At 41.2% G+C, this 22,690-nt stretch carries 18 protein-coding genes; 15 read left to right on the top strand and 3 right to left on the bottom strand.

Annotated features, from left to right (window positions below):
* The first annotated feature begins 69 nt into the window (after window positions 1-69).
* Window positions 70-2,604: a helix-turn-helix domain-containing protein gene (locus MKY19_RS19745; protein WP_339797103.1), complete on the top strand. Its 2,535-nt coding sequence runs from the start codon at window positions 70-72 to the stop codon at window positions 2,602-2,604.
* On the opposite strand, the gene MKY19_RS19740 is transcribed toward MKY19_RS19745, so the two are convergent.
* The gene (locus tag MKY19_RS19740) at window positions 2,552-3,397 is read right to left on the bottom strand and encodes a lipase family protein (protein ID WP_081393246.1); all 846 of its coding nucleotides are present in this window, start codon (window positions 3,395-3,397) and stop codon (window positions 2,552-2,554) included. The two genes, MKY19_RS19745 and MKY19_RS19740, sit on opposite strands and share 53 nt — an antisense overlap.
* 174 nt (window positions 3,398-3,571) lie before the next feature.
* On the opposite strand from MKY19_RS19740, the gene MKY19_RS19735 reads away from it, so the two are divergent.
* The 13 genes from MKY19_RS19735 (at window position 3,572) to nagA (ending at window position 20,623) form a co-directional block, all read left to right on the top strand.
* Window positions 3,572-5,374 (top strand): sensor histidine kinase, encoded by a 1,803-nt coding sequence (locus MKY19_RS19735; RefSeq protein WP_042189748.1) that lies wholly within the window; start codon window positions 3,572-3,574, stop codon window positions 5,372-5,374.
* Window positions 5,352-6,995, top strand: a complete 1,644-nt coding sequence (locus MKY19_RS19730) for a response regulator (RefSeq protein WP_339797101.1) — start codon at window positions 5,352-5,354, stop codon at window positions 6,993-6,995. The genes MKY19_RS19735 and MKY19_RS19730 overlap by 23 nt, the downstream gene beginning before the upstream one ends.
* Before the next feature lie 22 nt (window positions 6,996-7,017).
* The gene (locus tag MKY19_RS19725) at window positions 7,018-8,397 is read left to right on the top strand and encodes a carbohydrate ABC transporter substrate-binding protein (protein WP_339265885.1); all 1,380 of its coding nucleotides are present in this window, start codon (window positions 7,018-7,020) and stop codon (window positions 8,395-8,397) included.
* Window positions 8,398-8,577: 180 nt separating this feature from the next.
* A complete protein-coding gene (locus MKY19_RS19720; RefSeq protein WP_339797098.1) occupies window positions 8,578-10,539 on the top strand; it encodes a DUF5107 domain-containing protein in 1,962 nt (653 codons plus the stop codon).
* Between the two features lie 179 nt (window positions 10,540-10,718).
* On the top strand, window positions 10,719-12,131 hold the full coding sequence (locus MKY19_RS19715; RefSeq protein WP_339797096.1) for an ABC transporter substrate-binding protein: 1,413 nt from the start codon (window positions 10,719-10,721) through the stop codon (window positions 12,129-12,131).
* Between the two features lie 175 nt (window positions 12,132-12,306).
* Window positions 12,307-13,212: a sugar ABC transporter permease gene (locus MKY19_RS19710; protein ID WP_042189741.1), complete on the top strand. Its 906-nt coding sequence runs from the start codon at window positions 12,307-12,309 to the stop codon at window positions 13,210-13,212.
* A 15-nt stretch (window positions 13,213-13,227) separates the two neighbouring features.
* Complete coding sequence (locus tag MKY19_RS19705; RefSeq protein WP_076286546.1) at window positions 13,228-14,058, top strand: carbohydrate ABC transporter permease; 831 nt, start codon at window positions 13,228-13,230, stop codon at window positions 14,056-14,058.
* A 159-nt stretch (window positions 14,059-14,217) separates the two neighbouring features.
* Window positions 14,218-14,925: a DNA alkylation repair protein gene (locus tag MKY19_RS19700; protein ID WP_042189737.1), complete on the top strand. Its 708-nt coding sequence runs from the start codon at window positions 14,218-14,220 to the stop codon at window positions 14,923-14,925.
* A 111-nt stretch (window positions 14,926-15,036) separates the two neighbouring features.
* Complete coding sequence (locus MKY19_RS19695) at window positions 15,037-16,326, top strand: L-serine ammonia-lyase, iron-sulfur-dependent, subunit alpha (RefSeq protein ID WP_076299336.1); 1,290 nt, start codon at window positions 15,037-15,039, stop codon at window positions 16,324-16,326.
* A 196-nt stretch (window positions 16,327-16,522) separates the two neighbouring features.
* On the top strand, window positions 16,523-17,989 hold the full coding sequence (locus MKY19_RS19690; protein WP_339797092.1) for a YdiU family protein: 1,467 nt from the start codon (window positions 16,523-16,525) through the stop codon (window positions 17,987-17,989).
* 38 nt (window positions 17,990-18,027) lie between these two features.
* Entirely contained in the window at window positions 18,028-18,507 is a 480-nt protein-coding gene (locus tag MKY19_RS19685) for a DinB family protein (RefSeq protein ID WP_339797090.1), read from the top strand.
* 164 nt (window positions 18,508-18,671) lie between these two features.
* Window positions 18,672-19,457, top strand: coding sequence for a DeoR/GlpR family DNA-binding transcription regulator (locus MKY19_RS19680; protein WP_339271724.1), 786 nt, complete (start codon window positions 18,672-18,674; stop codon window positions 19,455-19,457).
* A gap of 23 nt (window positions 19,458-19,480) precedes the next feature.
* Window positions 19,481-20,623 (top strand): N-acetylglucosamine-6-phosphate deacetylase, encoded by a 1,143-nt coding sequence (gene nagA / locus MKY19_RS19675; protein ID WP_339265875.1) that lies wholly within the window; start codon window positions 19,481-19,483, stop codon window positions 20,621-20,623.
* A 27-nt stretch (window positions 20,624-20,650) separates the two neighbouring features.
* Here the strand turns inward: nagA and MKY19_RS19670 are convergent, their stop codons facing one another.
* Window positions 20,651-21,424: an AraC family transcriptional regulator gene (locus MKY19_RS19670; RefSeq protein ID WP_076299332.1), complete on the bottom strand. Its 774-nt coding sequence runs from the start codon at window positions 21,422-21,424 to the stop codon at window positions 20,651-20,653.
* 18 nt (window positions 21,425-21,442) lie between these two features.
* The gene (locus MKY19_RS19665) at window positions 21,443-22,024 is read right to left on the bottom strand and encodes a LysE family transporter (protein WP_339265872.1); all 582 of its coding nucleotides are present in this window, start codon (window positions 22,022-22,024) and stop codon (window positions 21,443-21,445) included.
* A gap of 86 nt (window positions 22,025-22,110) precedes the next feature.
* On the opposite strand from MKY19_RS19665, the gene MKY19_RS19660 reads away from it, so the two are divergent.
* The gene (locus MKY19_RS19660) at window positions 22,111-22,659 is read left to right on the top strand and encodes a GNAT family N-acetyltransferase (RefSeq protein ID WP_339265870.1); all 549 of its coding nucleotides are present in this window, start codon (window positions 22,111-22,113) and stop codon (window positions 22,657-22,659) included.
* Window positions 22,660-22,690: the final 31 nt, after the last annotated feature.

Genomic DNA, 22,690 nt, shown 5'->3' with positions numbered 1-22,690 from the left:
TTCAATCGCTTTTTTTATAATATAATAGGGCATAAGACATATATTGAGAGAGTGAGAGGAGGGTGCTAGTTGCAAAGCTACACCTACGAAAATATTGAGATGGACGATCATCTTCCGGTCCACATGTTTTTGCACAGTACCCATCAGGTCCCGAATCATTGGCATGATAGCATTGAAATATTATTCGTACTCAAGGGGAAACTTGAACTTTTCACAAAGGACAGATTTAGAGAGTTAAATGAAGAAGATTTGTTCTTGATTAATGCTAATGAAATTCATGCGATTAAAGCTGAAGAGAATAATTTGGTGCTAGCTCTGCAAATTCCAGTTTCTTATTTACTTCTGATTGAACCTCAGATTGAAAGAATGTTATTCGATTGTAATTCTGCGGCTGCTAGCTATGAAGAACAATCTAAGTTTGATGAACTTCGTACATTGCTGGCTGAGATGATGCTGCTCCACAATAAGCGCCCACAAGGGTATCATCTACGCATACAGTCCTGTCTTCTTAATTTAACTTATTTACTCATGCAAGGATTTTGTGAACAAGACCAAAGTCCTGAGAAACATGATGATAAGCATCGTGAACGGCTATTGCGAATTACCTCTTATGTCAAAGAGAACTACAATCGGGCAATTAACATCCAGCAGTTGGCCCTTCAGGAGTATTTGACCGTTCCGTATTTATCGCGTTTTTTCAAAGAGTATATGGGTACTTCCTTTACCAAATATGTGAATGCGGTGCGTTTGGATAAAGCTGTAAAAGATTTGACGCTTACCAATCTATCCATCACACAGATCGCTCATGATCATGGGTTTCCCAACCTGAAATCCTTTAATGCGGTGTTTAAAGAGTTCTATCGACAGACGCCTGGAGAATACCGGAAGACCGTCTTGGACGGACGCAGTTCATTTCAGAAAAGCAGTGTGGCCCAGTTTAACTACTTTGACATGAATCCCACACAGGCGTTTGAGTCGCTATTCAAATATCTGCCTAATAAGAATTTATCAGCTACTTCCAATCTACCAGTTGCCCTTCATATACATAAGCAGACCCATGAGATTTCGGTAAAGTCTAACCAAAGCAAGGAGCTTGCGCATACTTGGAAGAAGCTCATGACGGTAGGAAAGGCCAAAGAGGTATTGTTTGCAGAGGTACAAAGACATATCAAGCAAATGCAACAGGAGATTGGGTTTCAGTATATACGGTTTCACGGTATTTTTGATGATGAGATGATGATTTATGGCGAGAATGAGCGGGGAGATGTGAGCTTAAACTTTGCTTATAGTGATTCATTATTTGATTTTTTACTGTGCTCCGGATTGAAACCGTTTTTAGAGCTCTCTTTTTTACCACGCCAGCTTGCGGGAGAGGGAGCTACTTCTGTTTTTTATAAAAAGAGCTTGGTGGGTAGTCCTAAGGACCTCGGTAAGTGGAATCAGATGATTCATCAGTTTATTACGCATTACATTCATAGATATGGCATTCATGAAGTGAGGCAGTGGTATTTCGAGGTGTGGAACGAACCGGAAATCCATATTTTTTGGCCAGATACTTATGAAGCTTACTGTGAGCTGTTCATTTCAACATTTCAAACCATCAAATCCATAGATTCTGAGCTACGTGTGGGGGGGCCAGGTGTTTTATCTCTTACGTTAATGCAGTCAGATTGGCTGACAAGGTTTATGAATGATGTGTGCAGACGAGGCGTAAAGCCTGATTTTATATCCTTTCACAGTTATCCGTATGATGAATCGTTAAAATCAACTCAAGTGATTCAGGTGGATTATGAAGAGAATCCGGATGTGTTGTTTCAGAAAATAGAGCTTTCAGCGGATACAGAATATTTATCGCGAGTCATTATTAAATTGAAGAAAACCATATCGGAAGCTATGGGAAGTGATGTTCCTGAACTGCATATGACAGAATGGAATGCCACAGGCTCTCACCGTGATTTAGTGAATGATACATGCTTTAAGGCAGCCTATATCGTAAAAAATGTACTGGAAAATATGGATGGTCTCCATAGTTTTGGTTATTGGACGGCTACGGATTTGCTAGAGGAGTTCAAAATGTCGTCAGAAATGTTTCATGGAGGTTTGGGGCTGATGACATATAACGGGATACCAAAGCCATCCTTCTACGCGTTTAAACTACTTGCAAAATTAGGCCGCCAATTCATTCATCAAGGGAAAGGATATTACATTACTAGTAGTGATATGGGGCTGCAGGTGTTGATGTATGCTTACGCGCATATCGATTCATTGTACCAAAAAGGTGATGCCTCGCTCATTAATCGCACGAATAGATACGATGTGTTCGAAGAAGGTGGAGACATAGAGTTGACGTTGGAGCTTGCAGATATTCAGCCTGGCTCGTATACGATCAAAAGACATACAATTAACAAGCAAAATGGAAGCGTTTTCGACCTGTGGGTACGAATGGGGGCGCCTCATCCTATAGATGCTGACACCCTTAATTATTTGAAGCAAGCCAGCTGCCCGCAACTGACCTTTGAACAAGTCGAAATAACGAGCACCTATTCGTTAATTAGTAAGTTGTCTCCGCATGAGGTGCAGTTGGTGGAATTGATGCGCTTATGATGGGGTTATTTACAACTGGACAGAATCCTGGGTTCGTTAGACAAAGTTCCTCGGAGTATTGCGGTTGAAGCTTGGATAGCTCTGTGAAATAGTAGCTGATCATATGATTACCACTTGCCGATCCATTCTGAAATGACAGTGATAAAAAAGTGTGGACATGACTGTAATAGTACTTCGTTTCCCGTTTAGGTAGCCTGTATACATGTGGAGGCGCGTAGGTAACAACATCAAAGAGATTGGCATAACGGTAACTCTTGCGGACATATTGTTTAAAAGCATTAACGAAGTTCGGATCCCCTACACGTGGTGAACCATAGGTGTACAGAATAGGTGAGATGTGCGAGGTGTTGGCCGCAAGATCAATAGCACATAAAGTGGCGAGTGCTCCGCCAAGACTGTGACCAGTAATGTATAAGGTCTTATCGGGAGATAACTTAGCGAGTGTAGAGATAATCCCATCGCGCGCTGATGAGTAGATATTCGTGAAACCGCGGTGGGTAAGGGTATCTTCTTTAATGTAATTGAATCTCTCTTGTGAGGCCATAACGTTTGACATCCAATCGGTTGTGGAGCTGGTTCCTCGGAAGGCAACGATAATCTCTTGTGGAGATTCCAAAATAAATCCAAAGCGTTCCCACACCTCGCTGATGGATCTTGCTTCAATCGTATCCACGATCTGATAATCTAATGGAACGACGAACGAACCCTCTTTATTTGAGAACTGCGCATAGGTCTGTCCGCAGATAGCAGCTAGAAAGATAGCCCTTTGCTCTTGATCATTTTTTGTACCCATGTGCACCCCGCCCCTCTTCCTAAACTATATTAGGGGGACGAGGGAGAGATTCCTATATCATGCGAGACCCTGTACTAATGTGAAAGGGCTAAATTCTACACCGCTTGAATACTTACTTCAGATGATCTGTTATTAGGAGGTTTAACGATATGAATCTAACTTTAGTGTGCGTAAATGATTAAATTACTTCGAAAGTCAAAAGTTCAGCGACGCTTAATGATTTCATTTCTGCTGCTTGCTATTATCCCACTGTGCACCTTCGGCTTTCTAGCTTACCATAAATCGAATGAAGCAATCACCTCTAAGACAACTACCTTTGTAAATGATATATTACGCCTCTTAGGAAGCAAGATCGGAACAGAAGTGGCCAAATATGAGACTTTCGCCGATCAAATCATGTTGAATGGAGATATTCAGCAAGCACTGCTCCGCTACAATAGATTGAGTGATCTTGATATTAGTAACATACATAAGAAGTTTGAAGACACTGTGTTAAGCGATAAATTTTGGCTGTTTGCTACAATCAAAACACTACAGATTCTAACTAATAATGGACAAGTTCTGTACGATTATGGATACGAAGAATTTACTACAGAGGATAAACAGCGAATATTTGCTCAGGCCAAACAGAATAAAAGTGCAGATATCTGGACCACAGCCCATACGACAGCTGGTGATAATATCCTTTCATTGTCTAGGAGGATTCCACTTTCATATGGATCGGGTGAAACTGTAGGGTTCGTCATTATGGGGATTGATGAGGAATTATTCTCACAGATTTTGTTTGGAAGCATTAATATGGGACAGGGTAGTGAACAAATCATTATGAATGATGCAGGAGAAATATTGACGAGCAACAACCACTTGTTTCAGTCGGATCAAGATTTGGAAGCTAATCGTACTTTAAATCATTTGATTAATTCCCGTATGGAGACGGGGACAGTAACGCTGCGGGCAGAACCCTACTTTTTCTTAAATACACATAATGAGGTACTTCATTGGAATGTAATTAGTTTAATTCCGCAAGCCTACTTGAATATGGGATCTGTAGAGATTAGAAATGAAATGTTCTTCATTGCCGTCATATGTGTAGTTGTTTCATCCTTATTTGCAACCTTCATCTCTGTTAGTATCTCCACCCCCCTTAAGAAGTTAGTGAGTGGAATGAACCAGGTCATGCGAGGTAATTTAAAGGTAGAAATAAACGACAATCATCCAGATGAAATCGGATACCTTTCAGGGAAATTTGAAGCCATGATCGAGGAAATCAAACTATTGATTGACCGTGTGGAGCAAGAACAGGCACAGAAGAGGGGTATTGAGCTACAAATGTTGCAGGCACAAATTAATCCGCATTTTCTATTTAATACATTGAGTTCGTTAAAATGGACGGCGATGCTAAGTCAGGCGGATAGTGTAAGCAATGGTTTAGGTGCACTGGCTGAATTACTTCGAAGTACAATTGTTCAGAAGAATGAACGGATAACGCTTGGGGAAGAGCTTCGGAACATCAAGAACTATGTAGTTATTCAACAAATTAGATACGGGATGTCATTACAGGTTGATGTGCAAATTCCTGAACAGTTATTAGATACTCAAGTGTTGAAATTTTTGCTTCAGCCCATTGTAGAGAATTCGATTATTCATGGACTAAGCGGCGAGAATATGGAACCTAGAATTACAATGACTGCTGAATTGAACGGAGAGGTGTTAAAGATTAAGTTAAGCGACAATGGGAAAGGGATGAGTGCTGAGAAGTTACAGGAGATATTGCAACTTAAAGATAATCATTCAGAGAATCGATTAGCAAATATCGGTATTGGAAATGTACGGGAGAGAATCAAATTACATTATGGAGACCCCTATGGATTAGAGATTTGGAGTAAGCCTGATCAAGGCACGGATGTTATCATCACGATACCTTATATTTCTACACTTCAGGAGGACTCAGCTGATGCGGATACTAATTGTGGATGATGAGAAAATAGTGAGGATTGCACTTAGTACACTAATTAAATGGGATGAATATGGTTTTAAATTAATGGGTGCTGTTGCAGATGGATACAAAGCTCTTGAGGTCATAGAGAGTGAATCGATCGATATCGTGATTATGGATCTAGTGATGCCTAACATGGATGGACTTGAATTAATCCGAACGCTCAACGAACGCAAATTCACTGGGAAGTTTGTGGTGCTTAGTAATTATGATGATTATGCTTACGTGCGGGAAGCCATGAAACTTGGAGCAGAAGATTATATGTTGAAGCTGACGCTTAAGCCAGATGAGCTGATTGTCTTGCTGACGAAGATCTCGGAGCAATTATTAACGGAACGAGAGCTTAAAGAACAGGACATTCATATGAAAATTAAGCTTAATGAAACGCAGCTTCAGCAACGGAACAGCGTATGGAGAGAGCTTCTTTTAGATCAGGAGCAGGACATGGTTTATTTGTTACAAGAAACACAGAAGTACGGGATACCCTTCGATAGACTTGCTGGTAATCTTATTATGATAAGAATCGATGATTATGTGGAGGCGCTAAGTAACGGCAAAATTAATAACAAGAGGCTACTTAGCTTTTCTATAGCGAATATTGTGAAAGAAACCGTGTCTGATCACTTTGCATTTGATTTCATAGAGATGGAGAGTAATCAGTATATTGTTATAGTTTATGAACAGAGCGGTTATTCTGACGAACCCAGTTGGTTACTGTTGATGAATAACTTAGTGCAGATGCTTAAGCTGTATTTGAATTTAAGTGTCAGCATTACATTAAGTGATGCATTCGTAGGTTTGAAGCAGCTGAGAGAACAATACACTTTGTGTCTGCGAGCATCTACAAACAACTTTTATACGGGGCCTGCATCTGTCTTGGTTGCTGGGCATTCAAAGTTAACCCAGTCACTACACTCCATTAATTATGTGGAATGGTTGGATCAAGTCAAAGCAGCAGTTGAGGTAGGGAACACAAAGCTAGTATTGGAGAATATAAGCATATTATTTAATGAGGCAAAACAAATCAAATGGGACCCTTCAGCCTTAAAATTTCACCTTTTGGGATTATTATCTGACCTAGACAACTTGGTCTTAAAATGGAACACACAAGTACTGTCGTCCACTGAACAAAATAGGGTAGGGGCAACAACGCTCTTAGAAAGTTTTGAGAGTGATATTTCACAAGCTGAGTCTATGGAAGGGCTTAGTCTATCTATTGAACAAGCGATGCAGGAAGCCATTAATCTATTGTATCAAGTTAAAAGTAATATTTATCGCAAAGAAGTACTTCGAATCACGGAGATTTTGCAGGAGAATGTTGAGAATAAAATAACGCTTGACCGTCTCGCTCAAGAAGTAAATATGAATGTTAATTACTTATGCCGTGTATTTAAGCAAGATACGGGTAGAAGCATTGTTCAATATATGAATGAACTAAAAATCAATAAAGCGATTGAATTGTTAAAGCTTCCGGATACGAGGATTAAAGAGGTGGCTTCACAGGTGGGGATAGATGATCCGTTTTATTTTAATCGGGTATTTAAGAAGATCGTGGGGCTTAGTCCTTCAGATTTCCGTAAGAAATTACTCGCAACTAAATAAGTCCAAGGAGGAGGCACCTGTTATGAAATATGTGGAATCTATTAAAAATAGTTTAATATTCGCAGGTGTGATCCTATTATTATGGGCTAGTGCAGGATGTACTCCTTCAGATTCGAGCCTGAGCAAAATACAATCCTCGCAAGTGAAACATGAGTTCGCGAACAAAATTCTGAACTTAGCTGTATTTGAGGGAGGGCAAGGAAAGGATTATTGGCTTGCGGTGAAACAACGATTTGAATCAGACTATCCAGGGGTAACTGTTAATTTGACTGCAAGCCCCAAGATCATGGAAATACTTAAACCGCAAATCGCAGTTGGTAATCCACCCGATATCATTTATATCTCACAGAGTGAGACGACAGGTATGATTGAAGAAATGTTAAGAGATAAATTATTACTCGATTTGACGGATGTATTTGAAGGGAATGCTCTCGATAATCAAGAACCTCTTAAGAATAAAATGCTGGATGGTATTTTAGATTATGCTAATCCCTTAGGGGATGGAAAAATTTATGCCGCACCGTTCTATACCTCTCCAATGGGGCTAATCTATAACAAGACTCTTTTTGAGAAAAAAGGCTGGAAGCTCCCAGAGACATGGGATGAATTCTTGAAGTTAGGTGAGCTCGCTAAGAAGGATGGAAGATCACTATTTACCTACCAAGGTTTGTTTCCGGGTTATTTAGAGTCTATTTTCTGGCCGTCAGTGGCATCTGTAGGGGGGATGGAAGACGTCTGGAAGGCGGAAAATTATGAGAAGGATGCATTTAGGTCCGATTCCGTCAGACAAATAGCTGAGGTGTTGAGTGCTATAGCACAAAAAGGTTATGTCATGCCAGGAACCGTTAAGTTAAGCCATACACAAGCACAGGCTGCTTTTCTACAAGGTAAGGCATTGTTCATTCCCTGCGGAATATGGATAGAGAATGAAATGAAAGGCACTCCACGCGAAGAAGGATTCGAATTTGGTTTTCTCGCACCACCTGTGTTTAATAAGGGGGATCAGAGGTATGTCATGTCCTATTTGGATAGCCTGTTTATTCCCGCCAAGGCGAAGAATATTGAACTTGCCAAGGAGTTCCTGCGTTATCAATACAATGATGATATCGTTCAATTAAATGCGGAGAAATCCAAAGGTATAGTCACGGTTAAAAATGGTCTGGAAATCGTAAAGCCATACACTTCTCCAATATTCTATGATTCCGTTCAAATATCTCAAAAAGATGTAGCACCGATTGTTTTTCAATGGAAACAAGCATCGCAGCTAGTCATCAAAGACGTAGAGGCAATATGGAACCCAATAACTGGCCTAATGAGCAATACGCTGACTGTTAAACAGTGGCAAGATGAGGTTGAGAAAATAACCAAGAGTGTGCGGGAATTAAGTTCTTCTAAAGAATAAACCTGTTTATTGAGTGTCCTAAATCGTACAGGTTTTGTTCAATTCTGTTAATGGTAGCTTTAGCATTTAGCAGTGTAAAATTGGATTAACTATATGGGATTGGATGTGACGTGAATGAGTGTAGTCATTTCAACATTAACTCTTGAAGGTGCATTATTAGAAGGAGAGAATCCTCTTCCAATGTTCAGAAACAGAGACCATCATACAAAAGTGGGGGATAATGGTACACTTACGCCAGAATTGAGACAGCAGCTGGGTGAACATACAGGTGGGAGATATTTACCTTATCGCATGCAGGATCGCTATACACGTGAAAGAAAACCGATGGTTATGAAGTCGATTGTATTGGAAAATGACATCTTAAAAGCAGTCTTTTTACCTGAGTATGGAGGTAGACTCTATTCGCTTAAAGATAAACGTACGAACAAAGATATTCTGTATACTAACCCAGTCTTTCAACCGGCTAATTTAGCTATATTAAACGCTTGGTTCTCTGGAGGGATTGAATGGAATGTGGGACAGGTAGGTCATACCTTTACGACCGCATCTCCCGTACATGCTGCCAAATTGATGGATGATAAAGGCAATGAATTTCTAAGAATTTATGAATATGAGCGTTGTAAAAACATTTTTTGGCATATTGATTTTCATCTTCCTCAAGGGGCTAAGGAACTCTCTGTCTATGTAAGAATCATTAATGATAGCAAAGCGTCGGTTCCTATGTATTATTGGACAAATATTGCAGCACCGGAAACCTTGCAATCAAGAGTATTCTCATCCACTAGTAAGGTTATCTATATTGATCATCAAGTGAAGGGGTTTGGATTGGGAGATTTGCCAGTGCTTCCTTCAGTTCCAAATGAAGACTCGTCATATCCAATGAGAATTCCTTTCTCTAACGAGTATTTTTTTCAGACAGAAGCAGATTATAAATCCCCGTGGGAAGCGATTGCCTATGAGGATGGTAGTTTATTCTACGAACGTTCGACTAGCCTCTTAAGATATCGTAAATTATTTTGCTGGGGCAACCATGCAGGTGGTAGAAGATGGTGCGATTTCTTAGCGAAGCCAGGCGAAGGTAATTATGTTGAGATACAAGCAGGGCTTGCTCCAACACAGATGCATGGAATAGACATGCCTGCGAATTCAATATGGGATTTTACTCAAATATTCGGTGTTACTCAGGTGGATGCACATAAGGCAAATCAAAGCGATTGGTCTGAGGCTCGGGATTTTATTGAAACGCAAGTCAATGAACAATTGCAAGAAGATGAGGTGTATATTCTTCATGAGAAGTTGCAAGCTTATGCTAATTTAACACCATCAGAACTATTGCACTCAGGCTCAGGCTGGGGAGCACTTGAGGACATTCGTAGAAAAGCTCATAATGAAAGGTCGATTCCGGATGGATTTTTATTCTTGGAATCCAGTATTGCAGCACCGCAACTTCCATGGTTAGCCCTGTTACAAGAGGGTGGTTTGCCAGAGGGAGATATGCAAGATATTCCGGCCTCTTGGATGGTCCAAGAAGAATGGATGGAATTGCTTCGTACCAGTCTAGAGCATGCAGATAATCAAACGTGGGATTCCTACTTGCATTATGGCACTATGCTCTATGAGCATGGAATGGAAGATCAAGCTATAACTGCGTGGCATCAATCGCTTGAATTGAAGCCGTCTGCTTGGGTTTATCGTAATCTGGCGATTACCTCTGAACAGAGAGGAGAGGCAGATCAGGCGATGGTCTATTATGAACTGGCATATTCTTTATACAATGACTTTCCAGACAGAGCATTTGCAGATGAGTATATTAGCATGTTGATTAGAAATAAACAATTTGCTAAGGCTTGGAGTGTGTACGAATCACTTCCTGAAGAGTTCAGGCAAAGTGATCGTCTCCAAATTATTATTGGAGCTGCTGCTCAGGAGTTGGATCATAATGAATTCCTATTAAACTTATTCCAGAAAGAATTTGCTGTGATTCGTGAAGGCGAAGTTACGATTGTGGAGCTATGGTATAAATTTCAAGCTAAAAAGCTAGCGGAGAGCCGAAATACTGTATTATCTGAAGAATTAATGAAGGAAGCTATCACCCTATATCCACCGCCTAATAACATTGATTTTAGAATAGTGGGAGCTTAACCAAGAGAGAGTTTCGATGATTTTAATCGAAGCTCTCTTTTTTTTAGGATGCTGAAGGTGATTAAAATTTAGATAAAATTGTGCATGCTTTGTTCAATATCGTCGATGTTAGACCTGAGTTGCTTCGTTATATACTTACTTGTGAAAGCACTTTCATATTTGAGGGGGATGCTACACACGTGAAAAAAAGACAAAAGAAGCTCACAGGTTTGTTGCTTGCTATGTCGATGGTTCTAATGTTATTGGCTGGTTGTGGATCAAGCAATACAACGAACAATGCTGCCCCGCCTGAAGCAACTAAGGAGAACACCCCTACAGCTACAACTGAGGCTACCACCGAAGTTAAAGCTACTGGACTAGAAGGTAAGGTAGTGTTCTGGTCGATGTGGAGCAGCACTGAACCACAAGCGAAGGTTATTGAGTCTGCAGTTGCTGAATTCAAGGCAGCTAATCCAGAAGTTGAAGTGGATCTGAAATTTACCGGTCGTGATATCTTAAAATTGATCAAGCCTGCTTTGGATGGAGGAGAGCAAATTGATATCTGGGAAGCCGATCCAGGTAGCCCAGCTGGTATTCAAGGGATGAAAGATTACGTTATGAAGCTTGATGATTTGCTTGCGGAGCCATCCATCGGAATGGAAGGCAAGTCAGTAAAGGATTCAATGATTCCAAGCTTGTTAAGCTGGATACAATCGCTATCCACAAAGTACGGTTTAGAAGAAGGTATTTATTCGATTCCGCAGCAACCGTATGCAGTACTCTTTTTCTATAACAAGGAAGTGTATGAGAAAGCTGGGATAACAAAAGCACCTGCCACTTGGGAAGAATTCCTTGCAGATGCTGAAAAAATCAAAGCAGCAGGTTCAGCACCGCTTACCTTCGATGACGCATATCGGGACTTATTTATTGGATCCTATCTGGCAAATGCGATGGGGGCAAATTGGGTAAGCCAGCTTGTACAGGATAAGACCGGTGAGATGTGGAATGATCCAATCATTCTTCAATTCGCTAAAGATATGGCTAATTTAAACGCTAAAGGTTTTTTCTCTAATAAAATTGCCGGAAGTAAATATCCTGCGGCTCAGCAAGATCTCGTGCTTGGTGGTTCTGCCGCTTATCTAAATGGAACATGGCTTCCGAATGAAGTGCTTGCCACCTCAGGACCAGATTTCAAATGGGGCACGTTTCAATTCCCAGATGTTCCAAATGGAAACGGTAAAGGTGGAAAACAAGGGTTGATCTTTGGATCTCAAGGGATGTTCATTAATAAATCGAGCAAGAATGCAGAGGCTGCTTTTGAGCTTATCAAACATATCGTTAGTAAGCAGATACAAGAAAAAATGGCGAAGGATGCACTTGCGATCCCAGCAACTATTGATTCTGAATGGCCTGCGATGCTTGCTGAAGCAGAAGCTGCTTTTCTAAATGCAAAAGAAAATATGCCTTGGGGTGGAGGTATTGGTGATGGAGGAGACTTTACGCTTGCTACCATTGTGCCTACCTTCATGGAACTTATCACTGGCAAACTGAAGCCAGAAGAATTCGGGCCGAAGCTAAGTGCAGAAGCTAAGAAATTCTACGCCGGTAAATAAAACATAACAGTTCCAAAATTCTCCTCCGTCACTTCGTTCCCTTTTCTCGAGTCTTTTTGTTCAATCTAGATTTAATGTAAATCTATATGTGGCGGTCAATAGCGGCAGCTGCATATAGATTTTTTTAAAGTATAAGGAAGAATAAGTTGCACATTATGATGCGGGGGATACAAAGATGAGAATTAGTAAACCGATTATGATGCTATTCCTTCTGCCTGCTATCCTAGTTTATATGTCGATCTTTTTTTATCCAACTTTGCGGGCAGTGTTTATGAGCTTTTACGAGATATCTAATATAAACAGTAGTATCAGTGAATGGAAATTTATTGGTTTAGACAATTACTGGGGGTTATTTCATAATTCCTATTTTTTAAATTCTTCATTAAATGTGCTTAAGATTTGGATTATTGGTGGACTCATTGTTTTCGTTATGGCTTTTTTCTTCTCCGTGCTTATTTCCTCCGGCGTTCGTTTCAAAGGCTTCTGGAGAGCCTTGATTTACCTGCCTAATACTGTATCTGTTGTTGTCATGTCAGTCATATGGCTTCAGTATGTGTATAATCCGACCTTTGGATTGTTGACACATGTATTTCGCCTTCTTGGACTTGAACAATTAGCCAATATTCAATGGACGGATGACCAGCATTTATTTTTATCCATGCTGATCGCTTTTTGTTTTGGATCAATTGGTTATTTCTTATTAATTCTTGGTGCGGCCATGGATCGGATTCCTAATGATTACTACGAAGCAGCATTATTGGAAGGAGCAAACACAGTATATCAGTTCTTCCATATTACTCTTCCGTTACTCCGTGATGTGTTTAAGACCACGCTGGTGTTATGGACGGTTACAGCCATTAACTTCTTTGTATGGTCTTCCATTTTCGGGAGAAATGATCCACATACGATGACTCCTGGCTATTATATGTACTTGAAGGTATTTGGTGGGGAGAGAATTTCTGATACGCAAGCTTTCAATGTTGGAGCAGGAGCTGCGATTGGTGTGTTGATTACTGTTGCAATTATTGGCTTTTCCTTCTTGATTGGTCTGTTGTTTAGGAAGGATCGTTTAGAATACTAGGAAGGAGGAGACAATATGCGTCTTCACTCAATCACTCGAATCATACGATATGTTCCATTAGTAGTCTGGCTTATCTTTACAATTATTATTTTTGGATACGCATTCCTTGCTTCACTCAGCACGACAAGAGAGATATTTACGAACAAACTACTGGCGAGCGGATTTCATTTCTCTAACTATACCCGATTATTCGAAGAAACGAAGATCGGCTTATACTTTTTGAACAGTCTAGTTTATACGGTAACCTCTTGCGTAGGTATTATTGTTGTTGCAGCTCCGGCTGCTTATATATTGGGACGAATTCAGTTTAGGGGAAAAAGGTTAGTTGATTTAATGTTTATCTCGGCATTATCAGTTCCGGGGCTACTGATCTCGATCCCGTTGTTTTCGTTATTTTATTCATTGAATTTAACAGGCTCAACATTTACGTTAATCTTTGTATACATTTTTACGAATGTCCCTTTTGCTGTATTTTTGCTTACAGGGTTCTTTGCATCCATTCCGAAAGAATTGGAGGAATCAGCAGCGATCGATGGATGTGGGCCGATTAAAGCTTTTATCAAAATCATCTTACCTATGGCACAGGCTGGTATTTTGACGTTAACGATTTTTAATGTGATGGGGATCTGGAATGAATATTTTTATGCTCTGATCTTTGCTAATAATCCGGATCGACATCCAATAGCATTAGCTCTTCAATCCATCGTAGTAGGATATACGAATACTGGTAATTACTCGGGTATTTTTGCTGCATCACTTCTGGTGTTTCTGCCCACGTTTATACTTTATCTTCTTGTGTCCAGAAAGATCGTTGCTGGGATTACAATCGGTTCTGTAAAAGGTTGAGGTAATAACCACCTAATAATATAGGTGGTTATTTGCGCACCCATAAGGATTTCTTAGGAAACTTAACTTGCGACAAGGAAACCCATACAGTACACTTTCTTTAACTAGTACAAACTAAGATAGCTTGGGAAAGAACTTTGAAAAAGGAAGTGTTAAATAGTGGATTTAGAGATGGTCATGCAGGAGCTGGAAGCGCTTGGCAAGGAACGAACCAAGAAAATATATATGTCTAATGGAGCAAAGGAACCGCTATTTGGCGTGGCTACCGGAGCAATGAAGCCAATCTTCAAGAAAACCAAAATAAATCAGCCATTGGCTGAGGAACTTTACGCGACAGGGAACTATGATGCCATGTATTTTGCCGGCATCATTGCTGATCCCAATGCAATGACGGAAGCGGATTATGACCGATGGATGGATGCGGCTTATTTTTATATGCTGTCGGACTTTGTAGTGGCAGTAACCTTGGCAGAAGCAGATATTGCACAACAAGTTGCCGATAAATGGATCGCGAGTGGTGAAGAGCTGAGAATGTCAGCGGGCTGGAGCTGTTACTGCTGGCTGCTTGGCAGCCGGCCGGATGTTGAGTTTTCCGAAAGCAAGCTTGCTGGTATGCTTGAGATGGTGGAAAATACGATTCATGATTCTCCAGAACGTACCCAATACGCAATGAATAATTTTATGTACACAGTGGCCGTATCTTATTCGCCACTTCATGATAAGGCCAGTGAAACCGCAAGAACTGTAGGGCCAATTGAAGTTGATAAGAATAAGGCAAAGAGTAAATTGATTCACGCGTACGCAAATATTCAAAAAGCAGTCGACAAAGCTCGGCTTGGTTTTAAACGCAAGCATGTAAGATGTTGATCTAGCAGAAGCTTCTAGAGAAGAAAAAGGAAAAAGGATTCCCTGAAACTTCACTCTGCGTTACTATATAGAAATGACTCCAAGTGGGAGAGAGAAGGGGGAAAAGCATACATGGGCAACTTATTGGAAATTTTGCACAAGGAAGTCGTACCGGCAGAAGGCTGCACAGAGCCGATCGCAGTTGCGTATGCCGTCTCCTTGGCGGCAGAGCTTCTCGAGGAAGAAATAACGGGGATTCAGCTGCATCTCAGTGGTAATATTATTAAAAATGCAATGGGAGTGGGCATCCCTGGGACAGGCCAGACAGGTCTGCCTATCGCAGCAGCCCTTGGTGCGGTGGTCGGACGTTCGCACAAGGAGCTGGAAATCCTATCAGGTCTGACTCAGGATGAGCTAAAGCTGGCAAATGACCTGCTTGATCGAAAGCTGCTAAAAGTGGAGATAATGGACACTCCTGAGAAATTATATATTGAAGCACAGGTGAAGACAGAGAATCATACAGCGACTGCCATCCTTGCTAAAGAACACACTAATATAGAATATCTGGCTCTGGACGGAAAAAAAGTGACACCTAAGAAGTCTAAAGCAGATTGTGGCAAGCCTGGACTTTCTGATACTGAAGCCTATGAAGGCTCTGTAGATCGGATATTTGAGTTTATAACTACGGCTCCATTTTCAGACCTTAGCTTCCTCTTGGAAGGCGCTCGGATGAACAAAGCGATTTCCGAAGAGGGACTCCGAGGCGATTATGGGTTGCAAGTAGGGAAGAAGATGAATCAGCAATCTGCTGTGAATTTGTTCGGCAATGATGTAGCGAACAAAATAATAGCGGCGACTGCTGCGGCTTCAGATGCTCGCATGGATGGCAGCGCAATGCCTGTGATGACAACAGCGGGCAGCGGTAATCAAGGCATCGCCTGTACGCTTCCTGTTATATCTTTGGCGGAATTACTTGGCAAGGATGAAGAGACGCTAGCTCGGGCGCTTGCACTAAGTAATCTGGTCACTGTGCATATCAAGCATTATATTGGGCGGTTGTCGCCTTTATGTGGTTCAGGAATTGCAGGTGGAGTTGGAGCGAATAGCGGGATCATTTATCTCATGGACGGCACTCTTGAGCAGATCAAGCATGGGATACAGAATACGATAGCCTCTTTATCAGGTATGATTTGCGACGGTGCAAATTCAACCTGTGCGCTGAAGATATCCACCTCCACCAATACGGCGATTCAGGCAGCCACACTGGCGATGAACAATATTGCTCCTACGACCAAGGATGGAGTTATTTTCGAAGAGGTGGAAGACACTATCCGCAACATGGAGCGGCTGGTTCAGGAAGGTCTGGCGGATACTGACAAGACCATCTTAAATATCATGCTCTCCAAAGGCGGAGCGAATTAGCTTCCTTTAAGGTAATAACAGGTTAGAACTTCATAATTTAAGACCGTCTGGTTCCCTACATGAATGGCAGGAGACTGGGCGGTCTTTTTATCTATTCAGTAAGGGTATTTGTTATTGCGAAGATTTGCATTAAATTTTAACATAACTTATTCTGAGATCATAAAGGCATAGACTGATGGTATAAAAAGGAGATATTATGACGGAGAAGATAGATATAGGATGGAACTTTGAGAACAGTTATGCTCATCTGCCGGAATCCATGTTTACAAGGATCAAACCAACTCCTGTGCGTAAGCCGGAGTTAGTTATTTTAAATGAGCCATTGGCTACTACCTTAGGGCTGAATAGCACAGCACTACATAGTAAGGAGGGGGTTCAGAATCTTGCAGGCAATGAAGTCCCTGAAGGTACTGTGTCCCTTGCTCAAGCGTATGCTGGACATCAATTCGGACATTTTACCATGTTAGGTGACGGCCGAGCTGCGCTGATTGGTGAGCAGATCACACCCCAAGGTGAACGCGTAGACATTCAGCTTAAGGGCGCGGGAAGAACACCATATTCTCGTGGTGGCGATGGCCGAGCCGGACTTGGACCGATGCTTCGTGAATATATCATCAGCGAAGCCATGCATGGTTTGGGTATTCCTACCACTCGCAGCTTGGCAGTGGTAACTACTGGAGAAACGATCATTCGAGAAACAGAGCAGCCTGGTGCTATTCTGACCCGAGTTGCTGCAAGTCATCTACGGGTGGGCACCTTTCAATATGTTGCAGCGTGGGGTACTGTTGAGGATGTCCGTACTCTGGCAGATTACACATTACAAAGACATTATCCGGAAGCTGTTTCTCAAGAGAATCGTTATCTTTTCCTGCTTCGGGAAGTGATTGGACGTCAGGCTGAATTAATTGCCAAGTGGCAGCTGGTAGGATTTATTCACGGAGTAATGAACACCGACAACATGGCGCTTAGCGGAGAAACGATTGATTATGGTCCTTGCGCCTTCATGGATGTGTATCATCCAGAAACGGTATTCAGTTCCATTGACCAGCAGGGTCGTTATGCTTATGGCAATCAACCGGGTATTGCCTCTTGGAATCTCGCGAGATTCGCGGAGACTCTCCTGCCATTGCTGGCTGATGATCAAGAACAGGCGATTCTGCTCGCTGAAGAGGAAATTGCAGATTTTAAAGAGCGGTCTTACCATCACTGGCTCTCAGGTATGAGGGCGAAGCTCGGAATCTTCAACGAAGAGGTAGAGGATGTAGCGCTAATTGAGGATCTGCTAGATTTGATGCAGAAATATCGGGCAGACTATACCAATACCTTCCGTGCCCTAACTTTAGAGAAGCTGGAAGAAACCGCTCTGTTTGGTGCAGCGGAATTTACGAAGTGGCAAGAGTTATGGCAGGCTAGACTTAGCAGACAGCAGCAATCGAAAGAGGTTTCGCTGCAGCTAATGCGCAATAGTAATCCTGCGATCATTCCGCGGAACCACAGGGTAGAAGAAGCGCTCCAAGCGGCAGTACAACAGGAAGATTACAGTGTGATGGAGCGATTGCTTAAAGCTCTCTCCAATCCTTACGCGTATTCCCCTGAACAGGATGAATACTCGGCACTACCTGAGGAATCAGCACGTCCATATCGAACCTTCTGCGGCACTTGATTTGCTGATAATGATCTAAATAATGAGGTGAAGTAAGAATGTTTCATGCATATGATGTTCTGGCTAACCAGTTGCTAGCTAATGCGAATGATCCAAGTTGGTATGTGCCTTTTGAGGTAGCCGTAAAAGACTTAAGAGAAGAAGAAGCATTTTGGAAAGTAACGGAAGAAAGCAATAGTATTGCTGAGATAGTGCAGCATCTGCTCTACTGGAATGAAACTTGGCAAACAAGGTATAAAGAAAAGAGTGTCCATGCGGTTCCTTCAGTGGATAACAATAATACCTTTGTCGTTGCAGAAGGAGTAACGTTCCAAGAGCTTCAACAACAACTCTTAGAAGTTCTTTTACGTTGGCAGGAACTGATTACAAAGGAACAATTGGATGCCGATGTTCAAGAATTCCAAGGCAGTCAGTGGTGGGAAGTAATAGGCAATGTGACAACACATAACGCGTATCACGTAGGGCAAATCGTTTTTATTCGAAAGATCCAAAAGAGTTGGAATCGCACTATGAAGTGAATTGAAGGACGTTAACGGATGTACATTCATCTGGCTAACGTCTTTTTTGCGAATATCAATGGAGATAAGTTGCGCAAAATACTTACATATACTTATAATCACTTATTTAATACTTGCAAATACTTACTTAATAACTTATGATGACTTTAGGAGGTGCATACATGATGTTTCAAGAGGAGAGATTGTTAAAAATACTCGAATATTTGAAACAACACCAATCGATGAGTGTTCAAGAGATCTGTACGCAATTTGATGTATCCAGAGATACCGCACGTAGGGATATTGTTAGATTAGTACAAGAAGGTGTTGTGATCCGAACGCATGGAGGGGTATCGTTACCTGAGTTACAAAAAGAATTGTTATCTTATCAGGATCGATTGATCGATGAATCTGAGAGTAAGCAGAGGATAGGGAAGGCTGCTGCGCAGCTTATCCAAGATCATGAGACTGTGATTTTAGATGTATCTACCACCGTGCAATTTGTAGCAGAACAGATCAGTGCGAAGGATATTACGGTTGTTACGCACTCGATTGATAACGTAGGGATCTTGTCACAGCGGGAGGATCTGCAAATTTATGTTCTTGGTGGTTACTTGAATGTGAAAAACCGCCTGTTATATGGCCCTTCTATTATCGATAAACTTAGTGAAATCCGTGCTGATAAAGCCTTTATTGGAGCATCCGCGATCCGTGCTGATGGACTCTACTATCCATATGAAGAAGATGTGCGGGTGAAGAGAGAAATGGCCCGAAGATCAGATCAAGTCATCTTAGTGGCTGATCACACCAAATTTATTGGCAAATCATTTTTCCGTCTAGACTTTGAGTTCGTTGACATTCTAATTACCGATCGGGAACTCCCCAGTGAGATCAGAGAAATTCTAGATCAGAAGAACATCACAGTGATTGAATGTCTAGAAGAAACTGAAGGGGCTCGAGAGCAAGACTGATAACAAAACAGAGGAGGATATTTATGTCTTATATTCTGCAAAATGTACAAGTGGCGCTTCAGAATCGTATTGTCCCAGCGGCTAATGTGTGGATTTCTGAAGGGAAAATTATAAAGATAGATACAGAGGATCTTTCGATTCCAGAGGGACAACATGAACGGATTGACGGTGGTGGCCATTTATTAGTACCCGGGATGATAGATGTTCATATTCATGGCGCCAATGGCTTCGATATGATGGACGGTACGGAAAAGAGTATTCAAGAGGTCTCAAGTGCTTGTGCTTCATCTGGCTGTACCTCATTTTTGGCTACCTCTGTGAGTTCTACGCTAGAAGATCTTTTAGAAATGATTCGTAGTGTCAAGCGTGTGATCGGACATGAAGTGGGCGCAAAGATCGCAGGTATTCATTTAGAAGGACCTTACTTGAACCCGAAGCGAAAAGGAATGCAGAACGAAAAGTATCTACGCCACCCCAACTTAGAAGAAATGAACCTGATTTTTGAAGAAGCGGGTTCACTTATTAAGATGGTTACAATCGCTCCGGAGTTGCCGGGAGGGATGGAGCTCATTTCCTTTTTGAAAGAAAAGGGTGTAGTTATAGCCATCGCTCATTCGGATGCCACATATGAAGAAGCTAAACAAGCCTTTGCGTCGGGGGCAAGTCATGTTACGCATTGTTTTAATGGCATGCGTCCTATCCATCATCGAGATCCAGGGGTAATTGTGGCTGCTTTTGAAGAGAAGCATGTAAGCCTTCAAGCGATTGTGGACAACGTCCATCTGCATCCTGCAATTATTCGATTAATGCATACCTTGAAAGGACCAGAAGGAATGGTCTTGATTACAGATGCACTGCAAGCTATGGGATTAGGTGATGGGGATTATATGTTTGGAGGCCATCATGTTACGGTATCCGAGGGGGTAGCGAGACTGAAGGATGGAACGCTAGCTTCAAGCACAGTGACTATGAATGAAGCTTTACGTTATACTGTCGAAACTGGAATTCCATTGATAGACGCCGTAAAGATGGCTTCAACTACGCCGGCCAATATTCTTGGACTTCAACAAAAGGGGACAATAACATCCGGCTTTGATGCTGATCTGGTCCTCTTGGATGATGAATTTAAAGTGTGCTGGACAATGGTGAATGGTCAAATTTCATAAATCATGATGAATACAGGTTACTTCTGCTCAATGCAGTTGTAACCTGTATTCATGTGCGGTTATGCCAAACACGCTTTTAAAATGCCGGTTCAAATGAGTTAAATCCACAAATCCACAATCTACTACAGCGGCATAGATATCCTTAGTTTTCTCAATGGACTGCTTGGCATGCTCTACCTTGCAATTCAAGAAAAATTGATAAGGTGATATTCCTGTATGTGTCTTAAACTCTCGGATAAATTGATATTTGGAAAGTCCAAACTCTTTACAGAGATCATCTAGTTTTAGTACATGTTCTAAACTGCAGTACATCATTTCCTTTGCTTTTTTGACAAATTTATTATTTATCCTGTGCTCTGTAACTAGTTCAGTATTAGATACTACATGAACCAGGTTTAACAACAGCTCACTGCACAAGGACTCCTCTTTGCCATTCTGGATGGCATGACTTAGCGCTAATATGCACTGTGCCAATTTGTCATCGTATAGAATGGGAGAGGCGAAGCGGAGTTCTTTTTTTCCAAGGATCTCTTGTATCAAGGTTGGTTTGATATATAGCATGACATAATCAATACCTGCTTTATCATATGAATTGCCGTCATGCGTTTGCTCTCGATTAAATAGCATTACGCCATTTTTATGAGAGGATTGCAAGCTACCATCAAGGTTATATTGCTGAATGCCACGTAAGGTGACACCGATTGCGTATTCCTCATGGCAATGTTTTTTATAAGTGAAATCACTCATGCTAGCTGACAATGTTAGGATATCTGCTGACTTTTTATAGTTGAATTTCTCCACGCTCTTAACCTCCACGACTTATAGGATTCCCGATATCATAATGGCAGAGTATACTAAAAATAGTGCCATCAGAGTATTTAGAACTTTTTGGTGATTTTGCAGAAATACTCTGAAGATTGCCCCAAATACAACCCATGTCGTAAAAGCAAAAAATCCGATCACAGTTATAATTATAACAAACATAAATAAGGTGAGAGAAGAAGTATAGAATGGCATTACATAGCTGGGAATGACTGTTAAAGTAAATAAGAGCACTTTAGGATTCACAAGCTGCATAAGTAAACCCGACCGAAAATTGGCATTTGGATTAGGCTGGTCTTCCATTGCACCCATTTTAAAGATTTTATAAGCAAGATAGAGCATATATATACTTCCGACGACTTGCATAATGATCAGGATATTTGGGATGACCTCCACCAGAACACGATTCATCAAGGTAGAAAGGATAAGCAATAGACCAAAAGCCATCGTAGCCCCGTATACATACCGCATGGTTTTCTTAGCCCCTGAATGTTGCACGGAAGAAAGAATAACAATATTGGCAGGACCGGGTGAACATGTAACTACAATGCAATAGAGAAAAAAGGAAATTATATTCATGATGACCTCCAGTAAAAGTTGTCTTATGAATATAAACCTCATAACTTGATTGTTTATAGTACATTATTGCAGAGGAGATCAACATAATGAATGAGACAAAGCATTTAACTATTAGTACACTCACTGAGGGCGATTATGTATCTACATGCCGGGTATTTGAAGAATCAATATCGGATGCCTTTAACAAAGAAGGATTAGGTCACTTACTAGAGGATATACAAAGTGAAACCGATCATAAAAAGCAAAAGGCGCTATCTTCACTGGAAAAGGCAAACTCGGATATTTATTTCTTTATCGCTAAAATCAATGGGAAGGCTGTGGGTACGATTTCCTATGGTCCCTGTGGTGAGACTATTCAAATCTGTGCAGAACATCAGTTGGATCATTTGGGGGAATTGGGGAGTTTATACGTGTTGCCAAGCTATCAGGGGCAAGGGATTGGTTCGGCATTAATTAAGAAAATGATGATATTTCTAAACGAACAAGGGATCGAGCAATTTTGTTTGGACAGTGGCTATAAACGTGCACAAATCAAGTGGAAGCGTAAATTTGGGGAGCCTTATAAGGTAGTAAAAGATTATTGGGGACCCGATTCCGATCATATGGTTTGGTTGTGTAATGTAAGAAGTGATTAAATGGAAATTGTACATCATATGAAACGAACGT

Source organism: Paenibacillus sp. FSL R5-0744, from assembly GCF_037972555.1.
In the GTDB taxonomy this organism is placed as follows: Bacteria; Bacillota; Bacilli; order Paenibacillales; family Paenibacillaceae; genus Paenibacillus_AQ.
Note: the sequence above shows the minus strand (reverse complement) of the source record. Positions and strands in the feature narration are given on the sequence as shown.

Excerpts from the sequence above, each read along its gene's own strand:
- nagA (WP_339265875.1), top strand. The coding sequence starts at position 19,481 with ATGTCTTATATTCTGCAAAATGTACAAGTGGCGCTTCAGAATCGTATT.
- MKY19_RS19685 (WP_339797090.1), top strand. The coding sequence starts at position 18,028 with ATGTTTCATGCATATGATGTTCTGGCTAACCAGTTGCTAGCTAATGCG.
- MKY19_RS19660 (WP_339265870.1), top strand. The coding sequence starts at position 22,111 with ATGAATGAGACAAAGCATTTAACTATTAGTACACTCACTGAGGGCGAT.
- MKY19_RS19730 (WP_339797101.1), top strand. The coding sequence starts at position 5,352 with ATGCGGATACTAATTGTGGATGATGAGAAAATAGTGAGGATTGCACTT.
- MKY19_RS19710 (WP_042189741.1), top strand. The coding sequence starts at position 12,307 with ATGAGAATTAGTAAACCGATTATGATGCTATTCCTTCTGCCTGCTATC.
- MKY19_RS19725 (WP_339265885.1), top strand. The coding sequence starts at position 7,018 with ATGAAATATGTGGAATCTATTAAAAATAGTTTAATATTCGCAGGTGTG.
- MKY19_RS19705 (WP_076286546.1), top strand. The coding sequence starts at position 13,228 with ATGCGTCTTCACTCAATCACTCGAATCATACGATATGTTCCATTAGTA.
- MKY19_RS19740 (WP_081393246.1), bottom strand. The coding sequence starts at position 3,397 with ATGGGTACAAAAAATGATCAAGAGCAAAGGGCTATCTTTCTAGCTGCT.
- MKY19_RS19695 (WP_076299336.1), top strand. The coding sequence starts at position 15,037 with ATGGGCAACTTATTGGAAATTTTGCACAAGGAAGTCGTACCGGCAGAA.
- MKY19_RS19735 (WP_042189748.1), top strand. The coding sequence starts at position 3,572 with ATGATTAAATTACTTCGAAAGTCAAAAGTTCAGCGACGCTTAATGATT.
- MKY19_RS19680 (WP_339271724.1), top strand. The coding sequence starts at position 18,672 with ATGTTTCAAGAGGAGAGATTGTTAAAAATACTCGAATATTTGAAACAA.
- MKY19_RS19690 (WP_339797092.1), top strand. The coding sequence starts at position 16,523 with ATGACGGAGAAGATAGATATAGGATGGAACTTTGAGAACAGTTATGCT.
- MKY19_RS19665 (WP_339265872.1), bottom strand. The coding sequence starts at position 22,024 with ATGAATATAATTTCCTTTTTTCTCTATTGCATTGTAGTTACATGTTCA.
- MKY19_RS19720 (WP_339797098.1), top strand. The coding sequence starts at position 8,578 with ATGTTCAGAAACAGAGACCATCATACAAAAGTGGGGGATAATGGTACA.